The organism is Rania fehmarnensis, from assembly GCF_056494185.1.
The window spans coordinates 1,490,784-1,513,676 of sequence record NZ_CM151398.1; the positions used below are offsets into that span (position 1 = coordinate 1,490,784).

The 22,893-nt window shown below is 53.7% G+C and carries 17 protein-coding genes; 5 read left to right on the forward strand and 12 right to left on the reverse strand.

Annotated features, from left to right (window positions below; all coding sequences use genetic code 11):
• Positions 1 to 105: 105 nt before the first annotated feature.
• Positions 106 to 1,332, reverse strand: coding sequence for an alpha/beta hydrolase family protein (locus SH573x_RS04625; RefSeq protein WP_479353161.1), 1,227 nt, complete (start codon positions 1,330 to 1,332; stop codon positions 106 to 108).
• Between the two features lie 241 nt (positions 1,333 to 1,573).
• On the opposite strand from SH573x_RS04625, the gene SH573x_RS04630 reads away from it, so the two are divergent.
• Positions 1,574 to 2,719: a cellulase family glycosylhydrolase gene (locus tag SH573x_RS04630; RefSeq protein WP_479353162.1), complete on the forward strand. Its 1,146-nt coding sequence runs from the start codon at positions 1,574 to 1,576 to the stop codon at positions 2,717 to 2,719.
• Between the two features lie 26 nt (positions 2,720 to 2,745).
• On the opposite strand, the gene SH573x_RS04635 is transcribed toward SH573x_RS04630, so the two are convergent.
• From SH573x_RS04635 to SH573x_RS04670, 8 genes are all read right to left on the reverse strand, one after another.
• Complete coding sequence (locus SH573x_RS04635; protein ID WP_479353163.1) at positions 2,746 to 5,262, reverse strand: M56 family metallopeptidase; 2,517 nt, start codon at positions 5,260 to 5,262, stop codon at positions 2,746 to 2,748.
• Complete coding sequence (locus tag SH573x_RS04640; protein ID WP_479353164.1) at positions 5,259 to 5,645, reverse strand: BlaI/MecI/CopY family transcriptional regulator; 387 nt, start codon at positions 5,643 to 5,645, stop codon at positions 5,259 to 5,261. The genes SH573x_RS04635 and SH573x_RS04640 overlap by 4 nt, the downstream gene beginning before the upstream one ends.
• 86 nt (positions 5,646 to 5,731) lie before the next feature.
• A complete protein-coding gene (locus SH573x_RS04645) occupies positions 5,732 to 8,347 on the reverse strand; it encodes an ELWxxDGT repeat protein (RefSeq protein ID WP_479353165.1) in 2,616 nt (871 codons plus the stop codon).
• A 221-nt stretch (positions 8,348 to 8,568) separates the two neighbouring features.
• Positions 8,569 to 10,938: a serine/threonine protein kinase gene (locus SH573x_RS04650; RefSeq protein ID WP_479353166.1), complete on the reverse strand. Its 2,370-nt coding sequence runs from the start codon at positions 10,936 to 10,938 to the stop codon at positions 8,569 to 8,571.
• Positions 10,907 to 11,509, reverse strand: a complete 603-nt coding sequence (locus SH573x_RS04655) for a sigma-70 family RNA polymerase sigma factor (protein WP_479353167.1) — start codon at positions 11,507 to 11,509, stop codon at positions 10,907 to 10,909. Before SH573x_RS04655 ends, SH573x_RS04650 begins: the two co-directional genes overlap by 32 nt.
• 215 nt (positions 11,510 to 11,724) lie before the next feature.
• The gene (locus SH573x_RS04660) at positions 11,725 to 12,936 is read right to left on the reverse strand and encodes a DVUA0089 family protein (protein WP_479353168.1); all 1,212 of its coding nucleotides are present in this window, start codon (positions 12,934 to 12,936) and stop codon (positions 11,725 to 11,727) included.
• A 154-nt stretch (positions 12,937 to 13,090) separates the two neighbouring features.
• Positions 13,091 to 13,846, reverse strand: a complete 756-nt coding sequence (locus SH573x_RS04665; RefSeq protein ID WP_479353169.1) for an RNA polymerase sigma factor — start codon at positions 13,844 to 13,846, stop codon at positions 13,091 to 13,093.
• 152 nt (positions 13,847 to 13,998) lie between these two features.
• Positions 13,999 to 14,475: a hypothetical protein gene (locus tag SH573x_RS04670; RefSeq protein WP_479353170.1), complete on the reverse strand. Its 477-nt coding sequence runs from the start codon at positions 14,473 to 14,475 to the stop codon at positions 13,999 to 14,001.
• A gap of 194 nt (positions 14,476 to 14,669) precedes the next feature.
• On the opposite strand from SH573x_RS04670, the gene SH573x_RS04675 reads away from it, so the two are divergent.
• Complete coding sequence (locus SH573x_RS04675) at positions 14,670 to 15,659, forward strand: DUF1559 family PulG-like putative transporter (RefSeq protein WP_479353171.1); 990 nt, start codon at positions 14,670 to 14,672, stop codon at positions 15,657 to 15,659.
• Between the two features lie 25 nt (positions 15,660 to 15,684).
• Positions 15,685 to 18,072: a serine/threonine protein kinase gene (locus SH573x_RS04680; RefSeq protein ID WP_479353172.1), complete on the forward strand. Its 2,388-nt coding sequence runs from the start codon at positions 15,685 to 15,687 to the stop codon at positions 18,070 to 18,072.
• 15 nt (positions 18,073 to 18,087) lie between these two features.
• On the opposite strand, the gene SH573x_RS04685 is transcribed toward SH573x_RS04680, so the two are convergent.
• The 3 genes from SH573x_RS04685 to trxA all read right to left on the reverse strand — a co-directional run bounded on the left by SH573x_RS04685 (position 18,088) and on the right by trxA (position 20,255).
• Positions 18,088 to 19,440 (reverse strand): protein kinase domain-containing protein, encoded by a 1,353-nt coding sequence (locus SH573x_RS04685; protein ID WP_479353173.1) that lies wholly within the window; start codon positions 19,438 to 19,440, stop codon positions 18,088 to 18,090.
• 155 nt (positions 19,441 to 19,595) lie between these two features.
• Complete coding sequence (locus SH573x_RS04690; protein ID WP_479353174.1) at positions 19,596 to 19,811, reverse strand: hypothetical protein; 216 nt, start codon at positions 19,809 to 19,811, stop codon at positions 19,596 to 19,598.
• 105 nt (positions 19,812 to 19,916) lie between these two features.
• Positions 19,917 to 20,255, reverse strand: coding sequence for a thioredoxin (gene trxA, locus SH573x_RS04695; RefSeq protein ID WP_479353175.1), 339 nt, complete (start codon positions 20,253 to 20,255; stop codon positions 19,917 to 19,919).
• 312 nt (positions 20,256 to 20,567) lie between these two features.
• Here trxA and SH573x_RS04700 point away from each other — a divergent pair, with 312 nt between their 5' ends.
• Both SH573x_RS04700 and SH573x_RS04705 read left to right on the forward strand, forming a co-directional pair.
• Positions 20,568 to 21,923, forward strand: coding sequence for an outer membrane protein assembly factor BamB family protein (locus SH573x_RS04700; protein ID WP_479353176.1), 1,356 nt, complete (start codon positions 20,568 to 20,570; stop codon positions 21,921 to 21,923).
• Between the two features lie 109 nt (positions 21,924 to 22,032).
• Complete coding sequence (locus SH573x_RS04705; RefSeq protein WP_479353177.1) at positions 22,033 to 22,755, forward strand: YebC/PmpR family DNA-binding transcriptional regulator; 723 nt, start codon at positions 22,033 to 22,035, stop codon at positions 22,753 to 22,755.
• Positions 22,756 to 22,893: the final 138 nt, after the last annotated feature.

The following is a 22,893-nucleotide window of genomic DNA, read 5'->3' on the forward strand; positions in this document are numbered from 1 at the left end:
TTTTAGTAGTGCTTCGAAAGCCTTGACGGCTTCCGCTACGGGGGAGGTAGCGGAACGCGTCAAGCGTTTCGAGGTAGCGAAGAACGAAAGCCTTGACGGCTTCCGCTACGGGATAACTGAGATGTGCCTGGTACTCACGACGCAGTTGCGATCGTCGAACAGGTTGATGTACCACACGGTCGACTTCTCAGGCAACTCTGCGGAAATGGTCATCTCGTTCATACTCAGTTCGGCCTGGATCGCTTCCCATTTACGATCTTGCCATTTCCCTGAGTCGGTCGTGTAGCAGAGCTCTGCTTTGGTAACGGGAACTTCGCTCTTGTAATTGACCGATACGCGCGACAGGTTTAGCGTTGGAGTGTCCAGTATGGGCAGCGGTTGGCCGGCCTTCAAAATTGAATTCATGAAAACGTGGATCTCTTCGGGATTCTCACCCGCAACGCCATGGCCGTGCGGCATGCGAATGCGCAGGCACAGCAGACTGCCCTCGCGCATTTCCGTCGAACGCTGCCAGGAGTCCATGGGATACGCGAAATCATTGGTACCGTTCACCCACAAAAATGGCATGCGTGCTTTGGGCAAGAAAACCGATGGGTCCCATTGTCTCAGCCAGCGTGTAGCGTGCTCTTTACCCAGCCGCTCAAATGCAGGCAGCCAGGCCGAGTTGTCGCCCAAGTAACCACAACCATAAACCGGCACCGCACAGCGAAATCGCGAATCGACGCCCGCAACCAGGCACGTCATGTAACCGCCCCACGAAATTCCGGTCAGGCCAATCCTCTGCGAATCAACTTCGGGCAGCGAGCTTAATAGCGAATTGGCTAAGGCGACGGCTGACACCGCATGCGTCTGCCATTGATCAGCTGCGGCTTCGTTGACGACTTGATCGAAGCTCGCATCCCAGCCTGGTGGTCCACCTGCCTCAGATCGTTGCCACTTGCCATAGGTACCCACGGGGACACAGCCGCATAGATCCATCGCAATCGCTGCATAACCACGCTCGTTCCAGAGCTTGACCCAATTGGCAAAAGCCGTGCCACCGCCGCCGTGCACCAGCACAACACCAGGAACCTTCTCAGCTTTGCCCTGGGCATCGATCGGGCGCTTCGTTGGCAGACCATAGTAAGCAAAGACTTTGGTAGGCTTACCATGATACTCAACACCTTCGTAGTAGATGGCCTGCAATCCTTCGTCTGGCACATCGCTGGCGGGTTCGAACTTAGGCACTCTACTGAGTCGCTCAAGGTCAAACTCGACACTGCCCGCAGGCGTGATGGACTGTCCGCTACATACTGTCGGCAGCAGGACGATAGTCACGGCAATTGCGAGCATCGCGCAGGCGAGGGAATGAAAAGTGCGAACAGATCGACCGGTCACCTCTCCATGCGTAGCATGGGGAGGTCGAATCGAGGCTTGGCGAGATTCGGGAGGGGCCAGTCCTGTAACGCAAGAGTCCAATGTAGTGCGGTGCCCCCTCCCGCAGACATCGGCTAAACGCCTCGTCTGCGACCTGCGCCGGGGGAGATGACCGGTCAAAGTAATATTCATAGCATGCTTGGTGGAGAAAAGTATCATGAGGTTGAAGCCCAAAGCGGGACAATGGCAGCGACATCTATTCTATACCATGCAAGTATTGATGGTTGCGTGCGAACTGATATGCCCAGGTCTCGTGATCGGGCAGGACCAGGCCTCGGAAACTCATGACGCTTCACAATTGCCAGCCGTTCGTTTATCGAACGACGGTCAGCACTTTGTCGACGCCACTGGTCAGAGGTTTCAAGTGTGGGGCGTCAACTACGATCACGATGACGCGGGTCACCTGATCGAAGATTATTGGAAAACCGATTGGCCACGCGTCGTCGAGGACTTTCGTGAGATGAAATCTTTAGGCGTCAATGTTGTTCGCATTCACCTGCAGGTCGGTCAGTTCATGCTTGCGGCTGACCAACCCAACCAAGCATCGCTGGACAAATTGAAGGAGCTAGTAGCGCTGGCTGAGGAGGTTGGACTGTACTTGGACATCACTGGCTTGGGGTGTTATCACCGAGCGGACATCCCGCGTTGGTTTGATGAGCTCAGCGAAGAAAAGCGTTGGCTTGTGCAAGCCAACTTCTGGCGGGCGATCGCCATGGCCTGCAAAGATAGTCCAGCTGTATTCTGTTACGACTTGATCAACGAACCAATTTTGCCCGGCAATAAACCGGAAACCGACTGGCTGGCCGGTGAACTAGGAGGCAAGTTTTTTGTGCAACGCCTGGCGTTGGACTTGAAGGGTCGCACACGCGAGCAAGTTACCGGCGCATGGGTCAAGCAAATGACCGACGTGATTCGCGAGGTCGATCGACAGCATTTAATTACGATCGGTGTCATTCCTTGGTCGCACGTATTTCCCGGCGCCAAACCAATCTTCTATGCACCTGGCCCGGCAGCACACTTGGACTTTGTGTCGGTGCATATCTATCCGGAAAAGGGCGAAGTGCAGAAAGCCCTAGATGCGCTCAGCGTGTATCGCATCGGCAAACCGCTAGTGATCGAAGAGTTCTTTCCGCTGAAGTGCTCACTTGAAGAAGCCAGGCAATTCATCGATCAAGCTGAGTCCGATGGTATTGTGTCGTTCTATTGGGGCAAGACCCCTCAGCAATACCGTCAAGACGGCGATTTGAAGGGTGCGCTGATCGCAAGTTGGCTCGAGACATTTCAAAACCTTATTCGGCAGTGAGGCAACGCCGGATTCTCTTCGGTGCCCTACTTCTGCACGAAGCGGTTATGGTCGATATGAAATTGAACGCTCTCGCGGTCACCACTGGGGGAATCGCCTGTGATCGTCACTAAATAGATGTGGTGTTCGAGTGAAGCGTTGCCGATCAGGGGAACAAAACGCTCGATGTCCACACGTTCTTCGATTTTGGTTCTGGTTATTTCAACGTTTTTAAGCGATTGAATGTTAGCGAAGCGTGCTCTGGATAGGAAGCGTGCTCTGGATAGAGAGATCAATAGATTATCGTCCAACGCCTCCATCTCTTGTCGACTTGCGGCCTTGGTTAGCTGACCTAAGACAGGAATTGGATCTTCAAGTGTGCCTGCGGGGAGGCCGCTGGACTCTTGGCGATTCAAATCGGCAGCGATTAGCTTGACAATATTGGACACTCGCGACCGAACAACATCTTTGTCGCGCTGGAGTGGGTGTACAAGCGTGGGCTGAATCATGACCAGCATGACATTGCCCTGCCCTTCGACTTGTGGCCGAGAAGCCAGGACGAGCGTTTCTCCCGATTGAATTTCGATGGCCAGTTGCTGACAGAATGTGGTGGGGTTATCGGAGGCCCGGCTATCCGCGAAGGGCCTGAAGGTTGATTGTCGACGATGGCGAGAGAGGGCCATCGATCCATCTTGATCGACGCGTCCCTCCAAGCGTACTTCCAGCTTGAGATGATTGTCGACCGCAGCTTGAGTCCTGGTAATGATGGCCATATTCGTCGGAATAGACACAATCTTATAGGCTGGCCCGGAAACGGAATTCGCAAGATGAAGACGTTGCGGCGCACTAACTGTGCTCACGTGCACCACCCCACTGAGCATGTGAGAGGCCGGGATAGCCAATGAGTCATGTAGGAGTTCTTCTGGCAGGCTACGCCCAAGTTCATTCAGTCGGGCTTGATCGGCGATCAAGGCGACTGTCGAAAGTTGCGTATAGCCAGTTGACGGTGTGTGCATCAGAAAGATATCCGGCCTGAGAACTTCCACGTCAGGGTCATCTGCGTGAGTCCAATTAAGTTGCATCGAGTCGAATGTCGCTCGATCGAGATCGCACAGCCTCTCAGTCAATTGGACATAATCGAGCAACTCCATTCTGAGCGCGGTTAGCGCGTTATTAAGTTGGAACCAAAAAGTGCTGGTTGACTTGAGAACCAAATGCGAGTCCACGATCGTGGGAGCGACGAGGGGCGTGAGTTGCTGAGGCTCCACTTTGCTTGTCGAAGTCGCCACAGCTTGGGGCGAAACCAGGTCACGCACGAGTTGCTCCGCTTCTTGCCTGGAATAGTCAATTTTGCTGAGCGCATCGAGGATGTCGTGCACAGATACTCGATGCTCACTGAGTTGGTCTGGACTATCGGCCGCGTGCGTGTCGGTGACGGAGTCTGGTCGCCATTGATCAAGGGCAATGGGAGCTGTGGCGTTGGTTGTCTGCGGGGCCGGAGGATCAATGGCACCGAGCCAACGCTGTCCAGGCAGCACGAAGACCGCCGCGAGCACAAACATCGCCCAGGCTATCGAGCGTGACGGACTTCGACTTCCATGTCGAAATTGCATGATTCTCTCCAATCGAACTTTGGTTACATCGACAGGTCGTATTCCGGGAATACCCCGGGGAACTGTCAATCCATGTTTACGTTCCAAGACATCTACCAGACATTGCGCATATAAAGGAGCCGGACAACCCGAGAGGACGAGCGTCTCCTCGTCGCAACTGCGCTCCGATTCCGCCACCAGCATGCTACTGGCATAACGCACTAGGGGATGAAACCAAAAGAGCATGCGGCACACGGTCTCCAGTAGTGCCCAAATCAAATCGCCCCGTCGAACATGCACCAGTTCGTGAATGAGCAGTGTTTTCCATTGCTCGGGCGAGCATTCCCTCAGAACCCACTCTGGCAGCAATATAGTTGGCTTGAACAACCCCACCACAGCTGGTCCAACTGGCAGTCGCAATACACGCAGCCTAACTTGAGGCAACTGCAGTCTATTGGCAAGTTGGGCATTGGCGGCACTTGCCAATTCTTGCAACTCGTCATCCGTCCTGGCCCCTGAGGCTGCGACGACAAGCTGAAATCGCCACCAGCGATACATGGCGACTAGGAGGTTAAGGCTGAAACCCAACAACCAAGTCGCGACAATGCCAAACGTAAGGATCTTGGGCCACGACCAAGAGACTTCTTTTGTGGGTGTTAGCACTTGATCTGTAGGTGTCAATTGCCGCCGGTCACCAGCTGCGGATTCAGGGACTTTCCAGCTTGTGGTTGAGGCAATGTCGACGATGGAGGAGGGTAGAACGATCGACGCGGGGGTTGAATTGAATGGACTGAACGGTGAGCTGATGATCGGTGGAGTGAGGGCTTTGATTAAGACCAAAGCCCAAAGCAAATGCGTTATGCGTGGCGAACGAACCAGGAGATAGCGGTTCACGATCGCGACCACTATGGCGACGATCGCAACTTGCCATGACTGCGTGACTAACCAATGGAGTAATGGCTGAGCAATCATTGGTCAGACTCCTTATCCAAGCGACGGATCAGTTGGCGTAGTTCGGCGATATCTTGTTTGTTGATACCATGCTCTTCGATGAGGTGTCGCATTAGCGGCATAGTCTGGCCGCCAAAAAGACGATCGACCAGGTCGCCAACGGTATCGCGAATTACAGTTTTGGGCCGCGCTTTAGCCGTATAGATTTTGGTGCGACCTTGCAGATGCGAGGTCGCGTAGCCCTTGGATTCAAGCCGTCGGAGATAGGTTTGAACTGTGGCAAAATCGATCGAGCGATCTTGCTGGAGCACTTCAAAGATTGCGCGTACCGTGGCTGGGCCGATGTCCCACAGTACTCGGGCAACTTCCATTTCGCCTTTCGAAAGTGCACGACGCTCAACCACGACAGCCTCCATACCACGTGTTCTTAGCAAAGCCAGGCCTAAGTACAAATGTACGTGCTCAGTTTATGCGTACAAATGTACGTGCGTCAAGGCCGACCGATGAAATACTCGCGGCCCACGTCGCGTCGCGTGGCGGCCGTCAAGAAGTTGTCGCCTACCCGCGTGATTGAGCTGGGCGAGGAGCTACTGGGTCCAGGATTGATGTCGCTAGCGAGCTCGGCGATCGCATTGTCGACGCTCCAGAGCTCGATGCCATGCACCGCATCGTAGGCGGAGAAGTAGACAACTCCGTTGACATTGGTCAAGCTAGCCGGTTGGCTGACAGTGGTGCCAGGCATGACTCCGGCGACGGGCGTTGGCGAACTGGCGTTCGTCAGCGACCAGAGTTCACGACCTTGCGTCGGAGTGGTGGCGGCAAAGTAGAGTCGCGAGCCCACGACGGTTAATTCGGCCGGCCCGGAACTGCCCGCTCCTGGCGAGATATCCTGGACCATGGTTGTACCGCTAGGGGTGCCATCGCTCTTCCACAGTTCCGATCCGTGCACACCATCGTCAGCGGTGAAGAACAATTGATTGTCGACTACGCGGAAGTTGGCTGCGTTGGAGCTGGCGTTACCTGGGTAAATATCCAGTACCAGTTCGGTTGATTCTAGCGTACCTCGCGTCTTCCAGAGTTCCCGTCCATGTGTGGCATCGTAGGCAGAAAAGAAAACATCTTCACCGACTTGAGTGAAGCCGAATGGAACGGCCTGCGGGTCGTTGAGTTGCTTGACGAGGACAGTACCTTCCGCGGTACCATCGGTTTTCCACAACCCTAAACCGCTACCGTCATCTGCTGAAAAGTAGAGCGTCGATCCGGCAACGCCCAGGTTCGATGGATACGATCCCGCAGATCCGGCTTGGATGTCCTTGACTTCGATTGTTCCCGCCTCGGTTCCATCGGTTCTCCATAGTTCTCTGCCGTTGGGACCAAATGCAGTGAAGTACAACAAGCCATTGAAGGCCGTGAGCGAGAAAGGATAACTACCACTGGTGCTTGGATTGATTACCGCAAGTTGAATCGTACCTTCTACTGTTCCATCGCTCCGCCACAATTCGACGCCGCTAGGGAATTCTCCGGCGGTGAATATTAATACGCCATTTAAGTTGGTTAGTTGGGAGACGGTCGAACCCAAAGTTGTTTCCAGCAAGGGTATAGTCCCAGCTGCGGTCCCATCACTCTTCCAAAGCCTGGGTGAGCCGATGAATGTGGAACCATAGAAGCCCGTGTCGGCCATAAAATACAACGTTCCATTGACTTCTACAGGCGGTACCGTGCTGGTGATCGAGCCGCGCGTCAGGCTGGCGAAGGGTTCGAAGGGGCGGGTAGTCTCGGCGGTACCGCCGCTTGACCAGATGCCAAGACTTGACGAAAAGAGCAGTTTGTTACCACTGTTGGCGAACGGTGTGGCACTGAAGAAGCCGTCATCGTTCGGGAACAGATCTTTTACTAGCTGGGTGCCCGCTCGACTGCCATTGGTGCGCCACAGGGCTTGGCCGTTGACTCCATCATTGGCGACAAAAAAAACCGCCTTACCAACTGCGTGTAGTTTGTCTGGCGAGCTATCGGCGACGCCTGGATTGATGTCCCTCAGTTGCAAGGTGCCTGCGGCTGTGCCATTGCTCCGCCAGATCTCGCGTCCCGATTCTGTTTGCCCGGTAAAGTACAGCAGGCCTCCGGCGTTGACGAGGTTGTCCGGATACGAGCCAATTGGACCTACGTAAGTATCTCTGACCATAAATGTCGAAGCGACTGTGCCACCACTCTTCCACAGTTCGCGGCCGCTGCCCAAAGTGCTCGCCGTGAAATATAGTTGACCATTGACTTCAGTTAATAAAGTGGGGGCGCCCGATGAAGTGTCGATGGCTGCGACTCGTATAGGGATCGTAGTGGACGCGGTGCCTTCGGTTCGCCATAGTTCAAGACCGTTGGTCGTTTGTGCCGTAAAGTATAAGACGCCGCCGACATTGGTTAACTCTCTGGGAGACGAACTGCTGATGCCCGGTGCCAGATCTTTCACCAGATTTGTGGTGGCAGATGTACCTCGGCTACGAAAAAGTTCGTGTCCTAGATTGGTAGAGGCTGTGAAAAAAAGCGAATCTCCCACGGCGGTTAGATTAGCTATGGAAGACGATTGTGGGCCGGACACTAGATCGCGAACCATGACGGTACTGGCCGCATCGCCATTGCTCTTCCACAATTCTCGACCCCACTCATTCCGTTCCGCAGTGAAGTAAAGCGTACCATCGACGTTGGTAAGATATCTCGGCAGTGAGCTGCCCAGTGGATTGATGTCGCGGACCAAGCGCGTGCCTGCTGGGGTGCCATCGCTGCGCCACAGTTCGGTTCCCGCAGTTCCAGCAGCGACGAAGTACAGCAATCCATTGACGTTTGTCAATTCCCGCACAGCGCTCCCCAAAGTGCTGTCGAACTCCATGACCAGAGTTGCGTCGCTCCGCGTCGGATCGGTGATCCACAAACTATTCTGAGCCACTAGAAAAGTCTTGTTGCCGACAATTTCTGCGTCAGAGAACAGACTAACCGATGTCCGAGTGTTGATATCTTTCGCTAATTCAACATCGACTGCCATCAGCTGTCGAGCTTCGAGTGATTCAACTACGAGTTGTCGGGCTCTTAGGCGTGGACTGGGGCGTGAATGCATTGGATAAATCTGGACTAGGCTAGGAAGTTAGGAAGCGGACATGATCTATTATTTCTATTCCGGTCTGCAAGGTAACTCAGCCTGTGAATCACAAAAATATAGCTGGAACTGTCCGGAGACGCATTCATGGCTATTAGATGCTGAACGTATGTGCAGTTATCTGCCTATGGCCAGGGCAATAACAGTTCGAGCTAAGGAGATGGATGCGTCCACGTGCTTAGTCAGGGAGCTTGCGTAAACGGCGGCTGGCTAGACCAGGCCTCACAAAGGGCCAGATCAGTTTCGTGTCGGGCGTCAATGAACGCTTGAAAGTCCATAGACGCCTGAGACAGGGGCTGGTCATCAGACCGATTGACTCGCAGGCTGAGTTCGTATTGCAATTGGGCATCCTCGAGCCTGGACGACTTACAATACTCAGTGGCCAGCCACATATGATAAGTACAGCGGGTTAAGTCGAAGGTCTGAGTATCGAGTCTCCATTCTGGCATTCGGTCCAGTTGCGATAGCGACAACTGTATGTTTTCAGTTAGTAGCGGATGTTGATGAGCCTTTAACGCACGTAGAAAGTCGACGCGCACGAAAAACCCTTCCAGCAACCAGACCCCTTCGTTAGGAATAGCGTCGGCAATTTTTTGATGGATTTGAAAGGCCGTATGGAAGTTTTCGAGCATGCGATCAACCTGGTTGCGCTGGCTGCACAATATTCCCAGAACCCTATAGCCTTCCCGGGCGGGCTTGAGATATTCGACTTTATCTGGATGCTGTCGCTGCAAATCCTCCGCCTGATGGATTGCCCTGAGTGCAGTCTGTTCAATCTGCTCATGGCTGGCAGGTGGTTGGTCGGGAGCCAGATAGGCCAACGACAGGCTCGCGAGATTCGAATTGAGAGCGTTGGCATACTCATGCCGCTGGGGTTGATGATCACAAACCAGTCGCACGTCTGCCAGACATTTTTCCAACTCACTCACCACGTTACTTGAAGTGGTTGATAGGACCATGCGATTGTAGAATCGATCAAAACGGTACGCATCGTTATCAGGATACTCCTCGACCAGTTCTTCCAGTAATTGAAGTCCTCTTCGTCGAGTCTCAGTGGACTCACTGGAGAATCCGGCTGGGCCAAGAGCGGTGGAGACATAGTGGAGGGCGATGCTCAGTTGGTGTCGACTATAGGCATCGTAACTACTGGCTTTCGCCATTGCCTCAAATTCGGTTAACACTTCTTGGTGGAGTTGCAGTCGGCGGAGTGCACCGCCTGGTTGCTTGCCGTATTCTTCTGCCAGCTTACGAATGTTTTTTCGCGCTAAACGAACAAAGGACTCTGCGGATTCCTGAGCCCTGACCAAGGCAACTTGGGTCTCGTGTCTGGCTTCTCGTAACTGTTTGGATGTCGCGCGCTCGCGCGCGTAAAGGGTGCTGAGGACGAGCAAGGCCAATGGAAGTCCGAGGCCAATCATGGAAAGAGATGCTGCCGCCAAACGATTGCGACTTGCCCACATCCGTAGTCGCGCGACAGGCGTGGGCGGAGTTGCCAGCGTTGGCCGACGCTGCAGCCAACTCTCTAAGTCTGTGGCCAGGGCTTCGGCAGAGGCGTATCGATCATTGGGGTGCTTTTCCAAGCACTTCATGACAATTGCCTCCAGCTCTCGGGGTACACCAGCATTTTGTTTTCGTAGCGAAGTCGGCTGGGCACGCAATATGTTCCCCAGGACCTCGACTTTGTTGGTACCTGCAAATGGGCAGTGTCCGACCAGAAGCTCGTACAGGATGACACCCAACGCATAGACATCCGTCGCTGTAGTTAGATTTGGTTGTCCTGCGGCCTGCTCAGGTGACATGTAACTCAGTGTGCCAACGATCGTATCATGGGTGCTGAGGTCGGATGCTAAGCCGTGCTTGGCATCGGGCATGCCTTTTACGAAGCCAAAATCAGCGACCCAGGGTCGCATAACGCTGCCACCGGATGCGGGTTGCCGTTCCAGCAAGATATTGGAGGGCTTGAGATCGCGATGCAGAACGCCATGTTGGTGCATTCCGTGAACAGCGCGAGCGACCTGACCGATCAGCCCTGCTGCTTGCCTAGGGGTAAGCGGCCCACCCTGCTCTCCCAAATGCTGCCGCAGGTTGAGGCCTTCGATGAATTGCATCGAGATGTATGGAGTATCTTCAAGCGTACCAAAATCATAAATGGGAACGACGCCCTGGCCGGCACACAGCGCCATTGATTCGGCTTCAAGACTGAAACGTAGCGCATTTCCGCAATGATTCAACATCGATTTGCGGAGTAGTTTGATTGCTACATCGCGCTTCAAGCGACGGTCTCGCGCCCGAAAGACAATTCCGAAAGCACCAACTCCAAGCAACTCCAGTGGATGACGCTCGGATCGCTCGAGCAGTCCGCGCGCCGCATCGATGTCGTATTTCAGATTCTTACTAGTTTCACCACTGACTTGTAACTGAATGCTGTCCAGGGAGGGATGATCAATCCAGAACTGCAAATCCGCAATGGCCTCAGGATTTGCGGAGGAATTGTTAGCAGCCGGCAGCGTCGAAAGATCTTCATGCGAAAAGTTCATGATTCCGAAGTTCATTTTCCAATCGCTTGAGAGTTCGATTGAGCATCATGCGCACGGCATCTTCGCTACGATTGAGTCGTCGTCCGATTTCCCCGAAGCTCAGCCGATCCTTAAATCGCCATTCCAAAAGCTGCTGATGACCGCTCGAGAGCTTCTCCATCACCGCTTGGATTGTTTGTGCTTTTTCCATAATGACCAGTGGATCAACTGGCGACGTGCGGCCCACGAGCAAATTGCAGTTCATTGAAGGTTGTTCTCGAGACACATCACGTTTCTTTGATCGGCGATAGGCCTTGCACAAATCCCTGGCGTTATTCCGCAAGAGCGTGATCAACCAACCCACGAACTGATCGCGGTTCTTGGCTTTTACACTCTGCCAATCCCGAATCGCTTCCATCCAAGTCAACTGCACAATATCCGAAGCTCCCAGCTTGCCTTGGATATCACGCGAAATCAACTCGCGAGCAACAGCTAACATCAATGGATGGAACTCTGCCACCAGGTTTGGCACGCACTCCGTCGTCATACCTTCATAGGCGTTCGAAAGAGAAGAACCGAACGCTTCCTGTGCCACATTTTTGGGCATTGTTGGGCTTCCTACAGGCTGTACTCGCGTTGACCAGACCTGCAAATTCTAGTTGACAGACCAGCTGACGCAATTGCAGCCAATCGCTTGTAACTTAGAATCTCATGGGATTTGAGCTCATAAGGGTGTTCCACCTCGAGAACGCCAAGAGAACCCTGAGCCCTGCGGGCAATGTCTCCGCCGACTGTCAGTCCGTCGGCGGAGAAATTTCAACTTTATGCCAATCGAGCCACGGCCAGAAGATTGGCCAATTCCACCGCTGTGTCGACCGCCAACTCGGACTTGGAAACGCTCGACATGTAAAGGTCTACTGCCGCGCTGCCAGTTGACACTGCGGTTCGTGGTCCAGCAATCTGTACAACCTCGTCTTTGATATTTGCGTTGACGACGGATGAACGGCTACTGACTTGTGAAGTATGGGCATCGCCTGAAGATTGCGAAGTCAAATACGAAGGTGGCAGCGTCCTGGGTGGAACCGGTACCGGTACTGCACCGGAAGTGCTAACGACCAACCGAAATGAGCCAATTGCATGCTGCCAACTTGCTGAGTCCGCGCCACCGCTGACAGGATTGTAGTTAGTGTTCAGCCAGTTCGAAACTCCAATAAAGTAATCGCCCGATCGTGAAAAACGGTAACGCAAGTAGGAATCGAATCCGACGCGCGATTCACCTGGCGCAGCCGCATCATTATTGTACGCCAGTTGGCGACCGGCAGAATCAAAGATACGAATGTGCGATCCCAGTCCACCGGGACCGTTCAGGGTCGTATCGATATCAAAATCGATAACCTGTCCTGCCGCGGCACGAAATTGATACATGTCCACGTCCAGATCATTATCAATCTGTCCGTCAACGCTAATACTGCGGCTGATCGTACCCAAGGGACGAGCCTCGATGATCGAATCGTCCACATCTACCGGTAGTATTCGAGCGGTCAAGGTGTATCGCCCAGTGGCATAGGTCGTGCCCGCAGTATCACCATTGCCGGTCACGGCGCTATAGCCGGTGTTTCTCCAACTCGACACTCCGACAAAGTACGATCCCGTGGTTGGAAATGTATAGCGCACGTACGAATCAAAACCGATGCGATCTTCGCCAGGCGCTGCTGCATCGTTATTGGCTGCTAGTTGTCGACCGGCGGCATCGAAGAGCCGCAGGTATGCTCCCAGTCCACCCGGTCCGTTGGTGGGGGTATCAATGTCGAAGTCAACGGTTTGACCGGCTTGAACAAAAATTTTGCGCATATCGACGTCGGTCGACTCGCTAATTACTTCTGAGACCGATGTCGGAATCGTACCCACTAGCGCCATAGGAGTTGCTTCGATAATGGCATCATCGGTGTCGACGGCCATCAAGTTTCTGTGTTCTAGTGTTTCCAGGCGACATCCTCGAAAGGCTCTATGTTGACTAGGTACACGACGACTCATGGTGAACTCCCCGCAAAAGTGGATCTCTTCGCTAACAGCAGGTTTACGTAACTGCTGACAAAGATCCAGTAGCAAGTCGCGGCCAAGTGTGACCAAGAATTTTTAAACTCGCCTGGGGTTGGCGGGTGAGGAAGCCGACTGAAGGTTGTTCAATCTATAGCATATCTTGCTTGAGAATTTGTTCAGAGGCTTGCAGAAAGCAGCGAACCTTGTCTGGTGCTTCGCCGGCTTTAGAGGCAATTTCCTCAATGGTCAGCCTTTGGAGGAACTTCATGCACAACAACTCGGCCAAGGGTTCGGGTACTTGGTTGTGTTCGATCTTTTCCAGCAATCGCATGCCTCCGCGGAGCAGCTCGATCAAACGGCTTCCACGCCGTCGCAAAGCGACTTCGCTCAATCCAAATTCCTCAACCAGTTCGCCCCACGAGACTTCACTGTCGCCCAGGTATTTTTTGATCAGCAAGTTTCGATCATCTTCCGGCAACCACTGGAGTGCGCGTTCAAATAACTTCTCATGATGACGTTTCTCTACCCTGCCAAAGATGCTGGTTTGCAAGGCCTGGACATCGAAACTCGAGCCTTCGTCAGCAATGGCTTGCAGAGACCTGGTTGCGCGTATTTTGGGCGCGCGATCGCGCAACAGACTGAGAAAACAATGGCGGCAGATTCCCTTGAGCCATTGCAGCCACGCTTGTTCATCTTGACCGCGAAACTGTAGTAGTGAAGTCGTCGCCGCCACAAATACATCTTGTGTCAAATCGGCCGCATCCATGAACTTGAGCAGATCGCGACCGAGCAGACTACGCGCGTAAATTTGAATCGCAGATTGATAGGGCACCAGCAAATCGTTCAGTGCGGTGCTGGAACCGTTCCGAGCGTCCTGGAGCAACAGCTCAAAGCTTGTCTGCATGACGGGCATATCCATGCGCTGGGCATGTCTTGAGAAAAACGAACAGCGCCGCTTCGGGATGATGTACCTCAGCCGTGCAGCGCCCTCGCAATTCTAACCCGTCTTTTTACCCGGACTATACCTGACAGCCGGATTCCCTCCGATTCCTAGATCTAACGCACGGATCGAACTTTTCGAGATCGTTCGGTACCGATCAACCGAGTCGCTTGGGATGCATCGGCGTCCACGTGATTGGTAGGCGGACCGCTGGTCATCTCTCGCAACTTCTTCATTACCTCTCGATTCATTTCAGTTAGTATCTCGACTTTCTTCTCCAATTCCGCTATGCGAGGCTGACCGTTGGCCGCCAGCATTTGGTTCATCATTCCCAAGCGCTGCATGTGGTACTGCTGTTGCGACTGGAACAAGAGCAATTGCTGCTGATACATCATGGCGGTGGCATAACGGTGAGCACCCATGGCGTGGATCATGGCTGCTTCGCCACGCATGTGGTCGCCATCGACGGTGGATCCCTTGCCGTAGTAGGCCTCGGGATACGCCAAATCTTGGGAAACCACATTCCCACTGCCCGCCAGAAGGAACGCTGCCACTAGACACCCGCTGCTTACCCGACGTACATGACCAATCATTTTAGAATCCCACAATTTCGAGTTCGACTTGCTGAATTTTCTCGCCATATATGGGTAGTCGCGAGAATCGCGGAAGCGTGACGCAAAATTGCGAAGATTTTTTTTGAGCTTTTCCCCTGTTTTCAGTCACGAATCGGAGGGGCTGGCTACTGAACCCTTAGTCGTTCGAAAAACCAGTCTCTAGGATTCAAATCATGCATGTTCTAAAGTCATCCAACGCCAGGCAATCCGCTTTTACTCTCATCGAATTGCTAGTGGTGATTGCCATTATCGGCATTCTGGTGGGCCTGTTGCTACCAGCGGTCCAAGCGGCCCGCGAAGCTGCCCGTCGTTTGCAATGCGCCAATAATCTGAAACAGCTCTCGTTGGCCTTTCTGAATCACGAATCGGCCTTTCGTACACTGCCATCAGGAGGTTGGGGGTGGCACTGGGTTGGAGACGTCGACCGCGGGACCGGCGCGCGGCAGCCTGGCAGTTGGGCCTTTAGCTTGTTGCCTTTCTTGGAGCAAAGTAGCTTGGCGCAGATGGCCGGCGATGGCCAGGCCAATTCGATTACCCCAACCCAACTGGCGCAAACGGCGCTGATGGTCGCTCAGCCCCTGCCCGGATTTATATGTCCCAGTCGTCGGCCTGCGGATCTGTATCCTCGCTTAATTGTTGCGCCAGTTCCCAACGAACATGCATACAACTGCGATGCAGTCAGCCTGGTCGCCAGGTCCGACTATGCGGCCAACTCTGGTGACCGGGTTCGTCTGTGGGGCGGTGGTCCTTCAGTCGCCGACGGTTTTGCCGGTCGAGGCTTTGCTGATATGTCAGATTCAACCGGCATCTGTTTTCAGCGCAGCCGCTTGTCCTTAGCATCGATCACCGATGGTACTTCCAACACATACCTGGTCGGCGAGAAATACTTGACCCCAGATCACTATCAAACCGGAATAAGTTGGCGAGACGATCACACGCTCTTTGCTGGTGATGACAGCGATATGCATGCGTGGTCCCATGCCAGTCCCATGCAGGATAAACGTGGATACGACAATGTTTACTTGTGGGGCAGTAACCATCAAGTCGGCTTTCAAGTTGCCTTTGTCGATGGCAGTGTGCGAATGATCGACTTTAGCGTCAACCTGGAGACTCACCAGCGTCTGGGCAATCGCCAAGACGGATTACCCGTTTCACTTGATTAGTAGCTTAAAGTTGGGAACTGTCGTGATGCCTGAGCGTCCGGATACATCCAAGCAGATCAAAGAGGAAAATACCCTCGTAAGGTCTTCTGATTCCACGCATCCTCAAAGTGGAATCAGCTCGGACTTCATGCTGCCGATGGAGTTCGGCCGCTACCGCCTACTCAAATTACTAGGCCAAGGTGGTATGGGGGCTGTCTACCTGGCGCACGATTCTCAATTGGATCGACAAGTCGCGATCAAACTTCCCAGCTTTGCTCGTGAGGGCTCCGGTGATGCTCAAGAGCGATTTCGCCGCGAAGCCCGACTGGCTGCGACCTTGGATCACGAGAACATATGCCGGGTCTATGATATTGGCGAAATCAAAGGTCGCGCGTTCTTATCCATGGCCTATATCGAAGGGGTGACCCTGGCTGACATTATCAAGCAAGGGAGACGGCTCTCCGCCCGCACAGTAATCTTACTAATGCAGCGAATTGCCAACTCGGTTCACTATGCCCACAGTGAAGGAGTTATCCACCGCGACTTGAAACCGGCCAACATTATGGTCCGCGCGAACAAGAGTTTCGTGATCATGGACTTCGGCTTGGCACGTAAGATCACGGAAACCGAACAAGATCTGACCAACACTGGCGCAGTTCTCGGTACGCCAGCTTATATGTCTCCAGAACAACTGCGCGGCGAGTCGCTAACTCCGGCGACCGACATCTACAGCCTGGGAGTTATCCTGTTTGAACTGCTGGTTGGCAGACGCCCTTACGCGGGAACGACGCCCCAGATCTACGCGCAAGTTCTATCGGGTACAGCGATTTCACTCAAATCCGCGATACCCACCGTCTCAGACAAGTTGGATGCTGTCTGTCGAAAAGCAACTCACTGTGACCTCAAGCTTCGCTTTACAACGGCTGCCGAGTTGGGCCAAGCACTGCTCGCTTGTCTTGATGCTCAAGCCAGTTCCAAAGAAGATATCTCCATGCTCACTCTAGAAAACCCAATTGTATCGCCAGATCAATCTGCAGTCTCAATGAGAATCACGACATCGCCTGCTTCCGCTCCGGCATCCTTGATATCCCAGGCGACACAGAGATCTGCAATTGCTCCGCCCGCGTATGGCTCGCCTCACCGAACCTCGGCCGGCAGGGGACGACGTAAGACTGGCACCAAGGTGTTAACAGGGCTGCGCAGTCCGATCCCAATTGTAGTGTTCTTAGGTGTCATTGTTATCATCATCATAAACAAGGATGGGAGTAGAACAAAGATCGAAGCAGATGCCCAATCGGTCGAGTTGCGGAACGGTGGCAAATCTCTCAAAGTAACTCCTGACGATGGCGGTTCATTTTCGGTTGACGTTCCACCTCCAAAATCTGACGGGGAACCCCCTTCTTCAGAGGACACTCCGCCGCCTCCACCATCTCCAAAAGTAGTTGAACCTCCGGTGGTTGAGCCGCCGAAAACCTCGCCCCCGGTCAATCCACCAGCGCCGGTCAAACCCCCAGCGCCGGTTAAACCGATACCGGCAACGCTAGAAGGCGTTGCTGCTCGCTTGAAAGAAATAGCAGTTTTAGAAGATAGCGGTCGAAACCTCTACAATGTTTCTCTCGACGGTCTCAGTCCAGACTACCGCGAAGCTATGCGTCTGTGCAGGGAGCTACCGATCCGCGCATTTACAATCACGCGCGCCCAACTGACTCAGGATGACTACGACACCTTCAACCAGTTTGTGCAGTTGGAGGAGTTGGGGCTGTTGAATTGTCAAAACGTTTCGTCAACAGGAATCAAGAGCCTTCGCTGCCAGGCTACCTTGTTCAATCTCAGCTTGGATAATTCGACGGCCGACGACAGCTATGTCGATTTGCTGGCCGAATTCAAGCAGTTGAATACCTTGGGGGTCTCACGGACGCATATCAGCGGCCCAGCCCTATGCAAGTTGGTAGATCAATTGCCGTTCCTTCATAATCTACAGGCCCGAGGGCTTAACCTGACGGACACGGACGCCGAGAGCCTGTCTAAACGCGAACTGGTGACTTACGAAATTGGATCGAACCCACTGCTTTCCGATGCCACGCTCAAAGCGATCAGCAAAATGGCCCCTCCTCTCGCTCTGGACTTAGGAGGATCAAGTATTACTGAGGCGGGCATAATCGAATACTTGCGGCAGGACTCAGTCCAACGGACTCAGCAACGATTGACGCTAAGTGGTACGCAGGCTTGTACCGATCGCGTGTGCAAGCTGCTCGCTGAATGTCCCGAATTGCGAGGTGTTTGGTTGACCGATTCGCCATTGACCGACAAGGGATTGGTGCAATTGCAACAGTGCACTAAGCTCGATGAAGTTTGGATTGGCAATACGATGGTAACAGCGGCGGGCATCGAACGCCTAAAACGCGCGTTGCCCATGACCAAGGTCTATCCATAACCACGTGGAGGGTGCTCACTTTTGCGCAAACGGCCAGAGGGCATCACGCAACTCTGCCGCCGTTTGCAGTCGTTGAGTGGGATCACGCAGCAGAGAGCGGTCAACAATTTGAGCCAACTGCGGCGGTACGTCGCCTGCGCGCTGCATCAATGGTATGGGATTCTGTGTCAGCATCGCCTGAACGGTCTGGCTGTAATGGGAAGTTTCGAAATGATGGCAACCAGTTAAGAAGAAATACAAAGTGGCTGCAGCGGCATACAGATCGACCTGTGGTTGACAGTAGCGACTATCTTGCACTTGTTCGGGCGCCATATAAGTCAAAGTGCCGCGCATTTCGTGGTCTTGTGTCAAATCGCTGAAACCCGCGTCTTGATATTGTTTGGCTAGACCAAAGTCGGACAGCTTTACCAACATCTGCTGTCCCATGCGAAAGGCCAGCATATTGCCCGGCTTCACATCGCGGTGAATAGTCCCAAGTTGATGGGCTGCCTCGAGAGCGTCGAGAATTTGCGTGATGACCCAACAAGCCATCCGTATGGCTTTGGGCCGTGTTTGCTTGCCGATAGTCGCAATCAGGTCGATGGTCTCAATGTACTCCAAGATCAGATAGGGCAGTTCGTTGTGGAGGCCGATCTCGATTGCCTCTACGATCCGAAGGTGCTTTAGTTTTAGCAACAAGCTTGCCTCGCGCAGGAACATCTGAACTTGCGTATGGCTTTGCTGGTTATCTCCCGTGGGCAAAATTAGCTTCAAGGCGCGTAGTGTTTGAGTACGAATATGACGAACCAGGTAGACGATTCCCATTCCACCGCGGCCAAGTTCGCGCAATACCTGATAGCCTCCTACAATGCTACCTTCGGTCAGTCGCGCCTGTTTTCTCTTCCCTTCTAGCGGTAGCACGATCGCGGGTGCATCGGACTCGCCCAACAGTTCATTTAACGCGTCGATATCTTGGTCGAGTTTGTCATCTTTGGCGTCAGGCTGGTCGGCACAGATGAGACTGGATGCGGAACGCTCGGAAACACTATACAGAATACTGGTATCGCCGCCGCCAATCACATCACCATCGACCAGGTCGATGGGACCTGAGACTCGAATTTTGTTGACAAGTGTTCCGTTGGTGCTCGACAGATCGATCAAGCGACAATTCGGTGGCGAAACCTCCAGCCGACAGTGACTTCTGGAGAAGTAGGGATCGTCGCCGATGCAAAACGACACGCTCGAATCGCGGCCTAGAATGAGCATAGTGGGCTGCTCGACATGAATCACTTGATCTTTTCGAGGACCACTAAGTACACGAAAGGTGATTGTGTGCTGAATCTGTCGCCGGATTACATTGTAGGCCAGCGTCTTCTCGTCCTCATCCATTGCCCATCCACCTCTATCGCCAGTCCCCGGTCGGGTATCTAACCAGTCGCTTAATGTTAACCTGTGGATAGTCGATTAGTCAGTGGCGAGGACGAATCAGTTTAGGGATGTCCGGTAGGACGCTAGAAGCCTACGGTCCAGTGACTGTTGGGCGGCTACTGTTCGAGCATCTCTGAGGTGGCAGCGGTGTCCGCGCTTTCGCTAGATGGGACTTGGGGAGTTGATGATTGTGAGGTGGTGCTCGACTGGATGGGCGTCGGGCCGGAGAATCGCTGGACGATACTTTGCGCGAGCATGACTGCCAAGACGATCCCGGCCAACCACATGCCAGGGCAGATCCGACAACAACTGCCATCTACTCCGCACGTCATTTTTATTCTCCTGAACACTGGTGTTTGAATGTCGATAAACCAAGAGAGCCCGCCTGCCCATTCGGGCGCCTGAGCAACGGGCAACTCTCGATGGAATTCGTTTCGTCACGCCACCTGGCGAGCAATCAATTGATCGAGCGCCTGCGAGATGGCCGCAGCCGGCGGGGCACCATTGGTACGGGCCACCAGCGCACCGCCACTGAAAAACATTAGGGCAGGTATCGAAGTCACACTGTACTGGCCAGCCAACGCAGGCTCTTCGTCGACATTGATCTTCACGATCTTGGCTCGGCCTTCATACGTCGTCGACAAACGGTCCAGCACCGGTCCGATCGCTCGGCACGGTCCACACCAATCGGCGTAGAAGTCAACCAATACCGGGACCTGGCAATCCAGCACTTCACCAGCAAATTCCGACTCGGAAACGTGTACTACAGCGCTCATTATTCACTCCTTATAGGATTGAGTTCTAAGTCCGTCTGTAGTACCGATCCGTTACGGGCCAAAAGGTTACACCGATTTGTGAGGAATGTTGCCCTTTGGAGTGCTGTGCCGTTGGCACAGCTTTGATGTAATAGCCGACTGTACCGAAGCCTGCCCTTGAAGAATTCGCTGCCAATTGAAATCGGCTGCGGTATGGTCTGGTTAGGACATCAAAGCGGTCCCCGGTGGCACCGCACTCCAAAGACCCTGTGACATGCTATAAATGGAATGAAAGATCTCAGACTGAACATCGTATTAAAAGAGGCCGAACGTATGATAATCGGAGAAACGTCAGCTGTGCGTTGGTGGAGTTGCTGGGTCCTGTGGGCAGCGAGTGTCTGCCCAGTTTATGGCGAAGACTTTCCGCAATTTCGCGGCACTGCCGCGGGCATGGTTACCGATCAATCGGTGCCCCTGAAATGGTCGGCGACCGAAAACATGGCGTGGAAAGTTACCGTGCCTGGCTCGGGTTGGTCTCAACCGATTGTGTGGCAAAATCGCTTGTACCTGACAACCGCCATTAGCGATCCGCCTCTGCGTCCGAAGAACTTTAGCGATGGCGTGAAGATGCCGCAGAGCATGGGGCTGGGTGGCTTTACGAGTGCACCTGATGTTGTGATTGATTGGCAACTGCTTTGCCTGGATGCAGGCACCGGTCAACAGATCTGGACACATACGGTCACGAAAGGCAAACCCGAGTTTCCTATTCATCCCTCGAATACATACGCTACCGAAACGCCCGTCGTCGATGCTGACGGAATTTACACGTTCTTCGGTGCTACCGGATCACTGGCTGCGATCAGTCACGATGGCCAACCTCTTTGGCAACAAGAGTTCGGAGCTTATCCCAGTAACAACGGTTTCGGCACTGGCAGTTCGTTGGCAATCGACCAGGGCAAAGTTATCGTGCAACACTTTACATCCAAGTCGAGCACGGTCTACTGCGTGGATACCAAGTCAGGCAGCACTAAGTGGAAACACGAACGCGCTAAGGCTGGCAGTTCGTGGAGCTCGCCGATCGTGTGGCGCAATACCTTGCGTCGCGAAGTGATCGTGTCTGGTAACGAAGAAGTGGATAGCCTCGATCCCGAAACGGGCGCAGTGAATTGGAAGCTGCAGAAAGTCAAAGCCCCGACCGCTTGTTCCGTGGCAGCTGACTCCGAGCGACTTTACTTTGGTGGTTCCGATCCGTTTGCCAAAGGACCACTCTTCGCGATGACCGCTGGTAGCGCAGGAGACCTGACGCCAGAGAAGATGAATGGAACCTTCGCAGGTTGCGCGTGGTCGGAAGCTAAAGCCGGACCCGGCATGGCTTCGCCGGTATCGGATGGTCAGTTCCTATACGTCGCCGATAACAACATTTTGCGGTGCTACGATGCTCAGACCGGCGAGCGCTGGTATCAGAGTCGCTTGCCCGATATGAAATTGGTAGCCGCATCACCGTTGATCGTGGGTGGCAATCTCTTGGTAGTGGACGAAGCCGGCACCGGATCGCTGATCAAGGTTGGCAAGGAATTCGAAGTGGTCGGTGGCGGTCATCTGGACGACGTATTTTGGGCCAGTCCTGCAGTTGCCCATAACAGCATCTATCTACGAGGCATTGATGGCCTGTACTGTATCCGGCAATAGGCAGCTAGAAGCGTCGACGCGGCAGCGTAGAGAGACTGCTAGTTTGTTTTTCAACAAAGCTTAAAATCTAACTTTTCAACAGGTGACCAGATTTGGCGAGACGCATACTATGGGAAGAAGCTTTGAAGTTCGCAAAGTGTCGATGGCCAAGACGGCTGCGCAGAAATCCAAGGTCTATTCGAAGTATGGCAAGCAGCTGTATGTCATTGCCAAGAACGGTGGAGCTGAACCGTCGGCCAATCCTGCGCTGCGCAGCATGATTGACAAAGCCAAACGCGACCAGGTTCCGGCTCACGTCATCGAGAAAGCTATTGAAAAAGCCCGTGGCACTGGCGGCGAAGATTTTGTGCTGGCTCGGTACGAAGGCTTTGGTCCCGGCGGCTGCTCGGTCATCATCGATTGCCTGACCGACAATAACAACCGCACGATTTCCGATATCCGCAATTGTTTTACCAAGACCGGATCGAAGATGGGCGCGCCCGGGGCCGTTTCGCACCTGTTCGATCACCTGGCCGTAATTTCGTTCAAAGGTGACAGCCCTGATCCGACCCTCGATGCACTGCTGAGTGCGGAGGTCGATGTCAGCGACGTCGAGTGTGAAGGCGGCCAGGTGACCATGTTTGCCCCTGCCAACGAGTTTTACAAAGCCCGGCAAGCCCTATTGGAAGCCATGCCCAGCCTGGAAATCGATGTCGAAGAAATCACCTTCATTCCGCAAGCTCGCACCGAAATTGGCGGCGATGACGTGCCGTTGTTTGAAAAGTTCATGAACATGCTGAACGATTGCGAAGACGTTCAGGACATCTACCACAACGCCATTTTGCCTGCCTAGCGTCTCCTTTCGCTCTGCGAAAGTCAGGTTCTGTTTGCGGCGCAAAAAAACAGCTGCATTTGCGGCATGGAGGACCGTCTGCCTTTTGCGGAGCAAAAGGAGACATTGGATGTAACAATCTGCCTCGCAATTGGCATC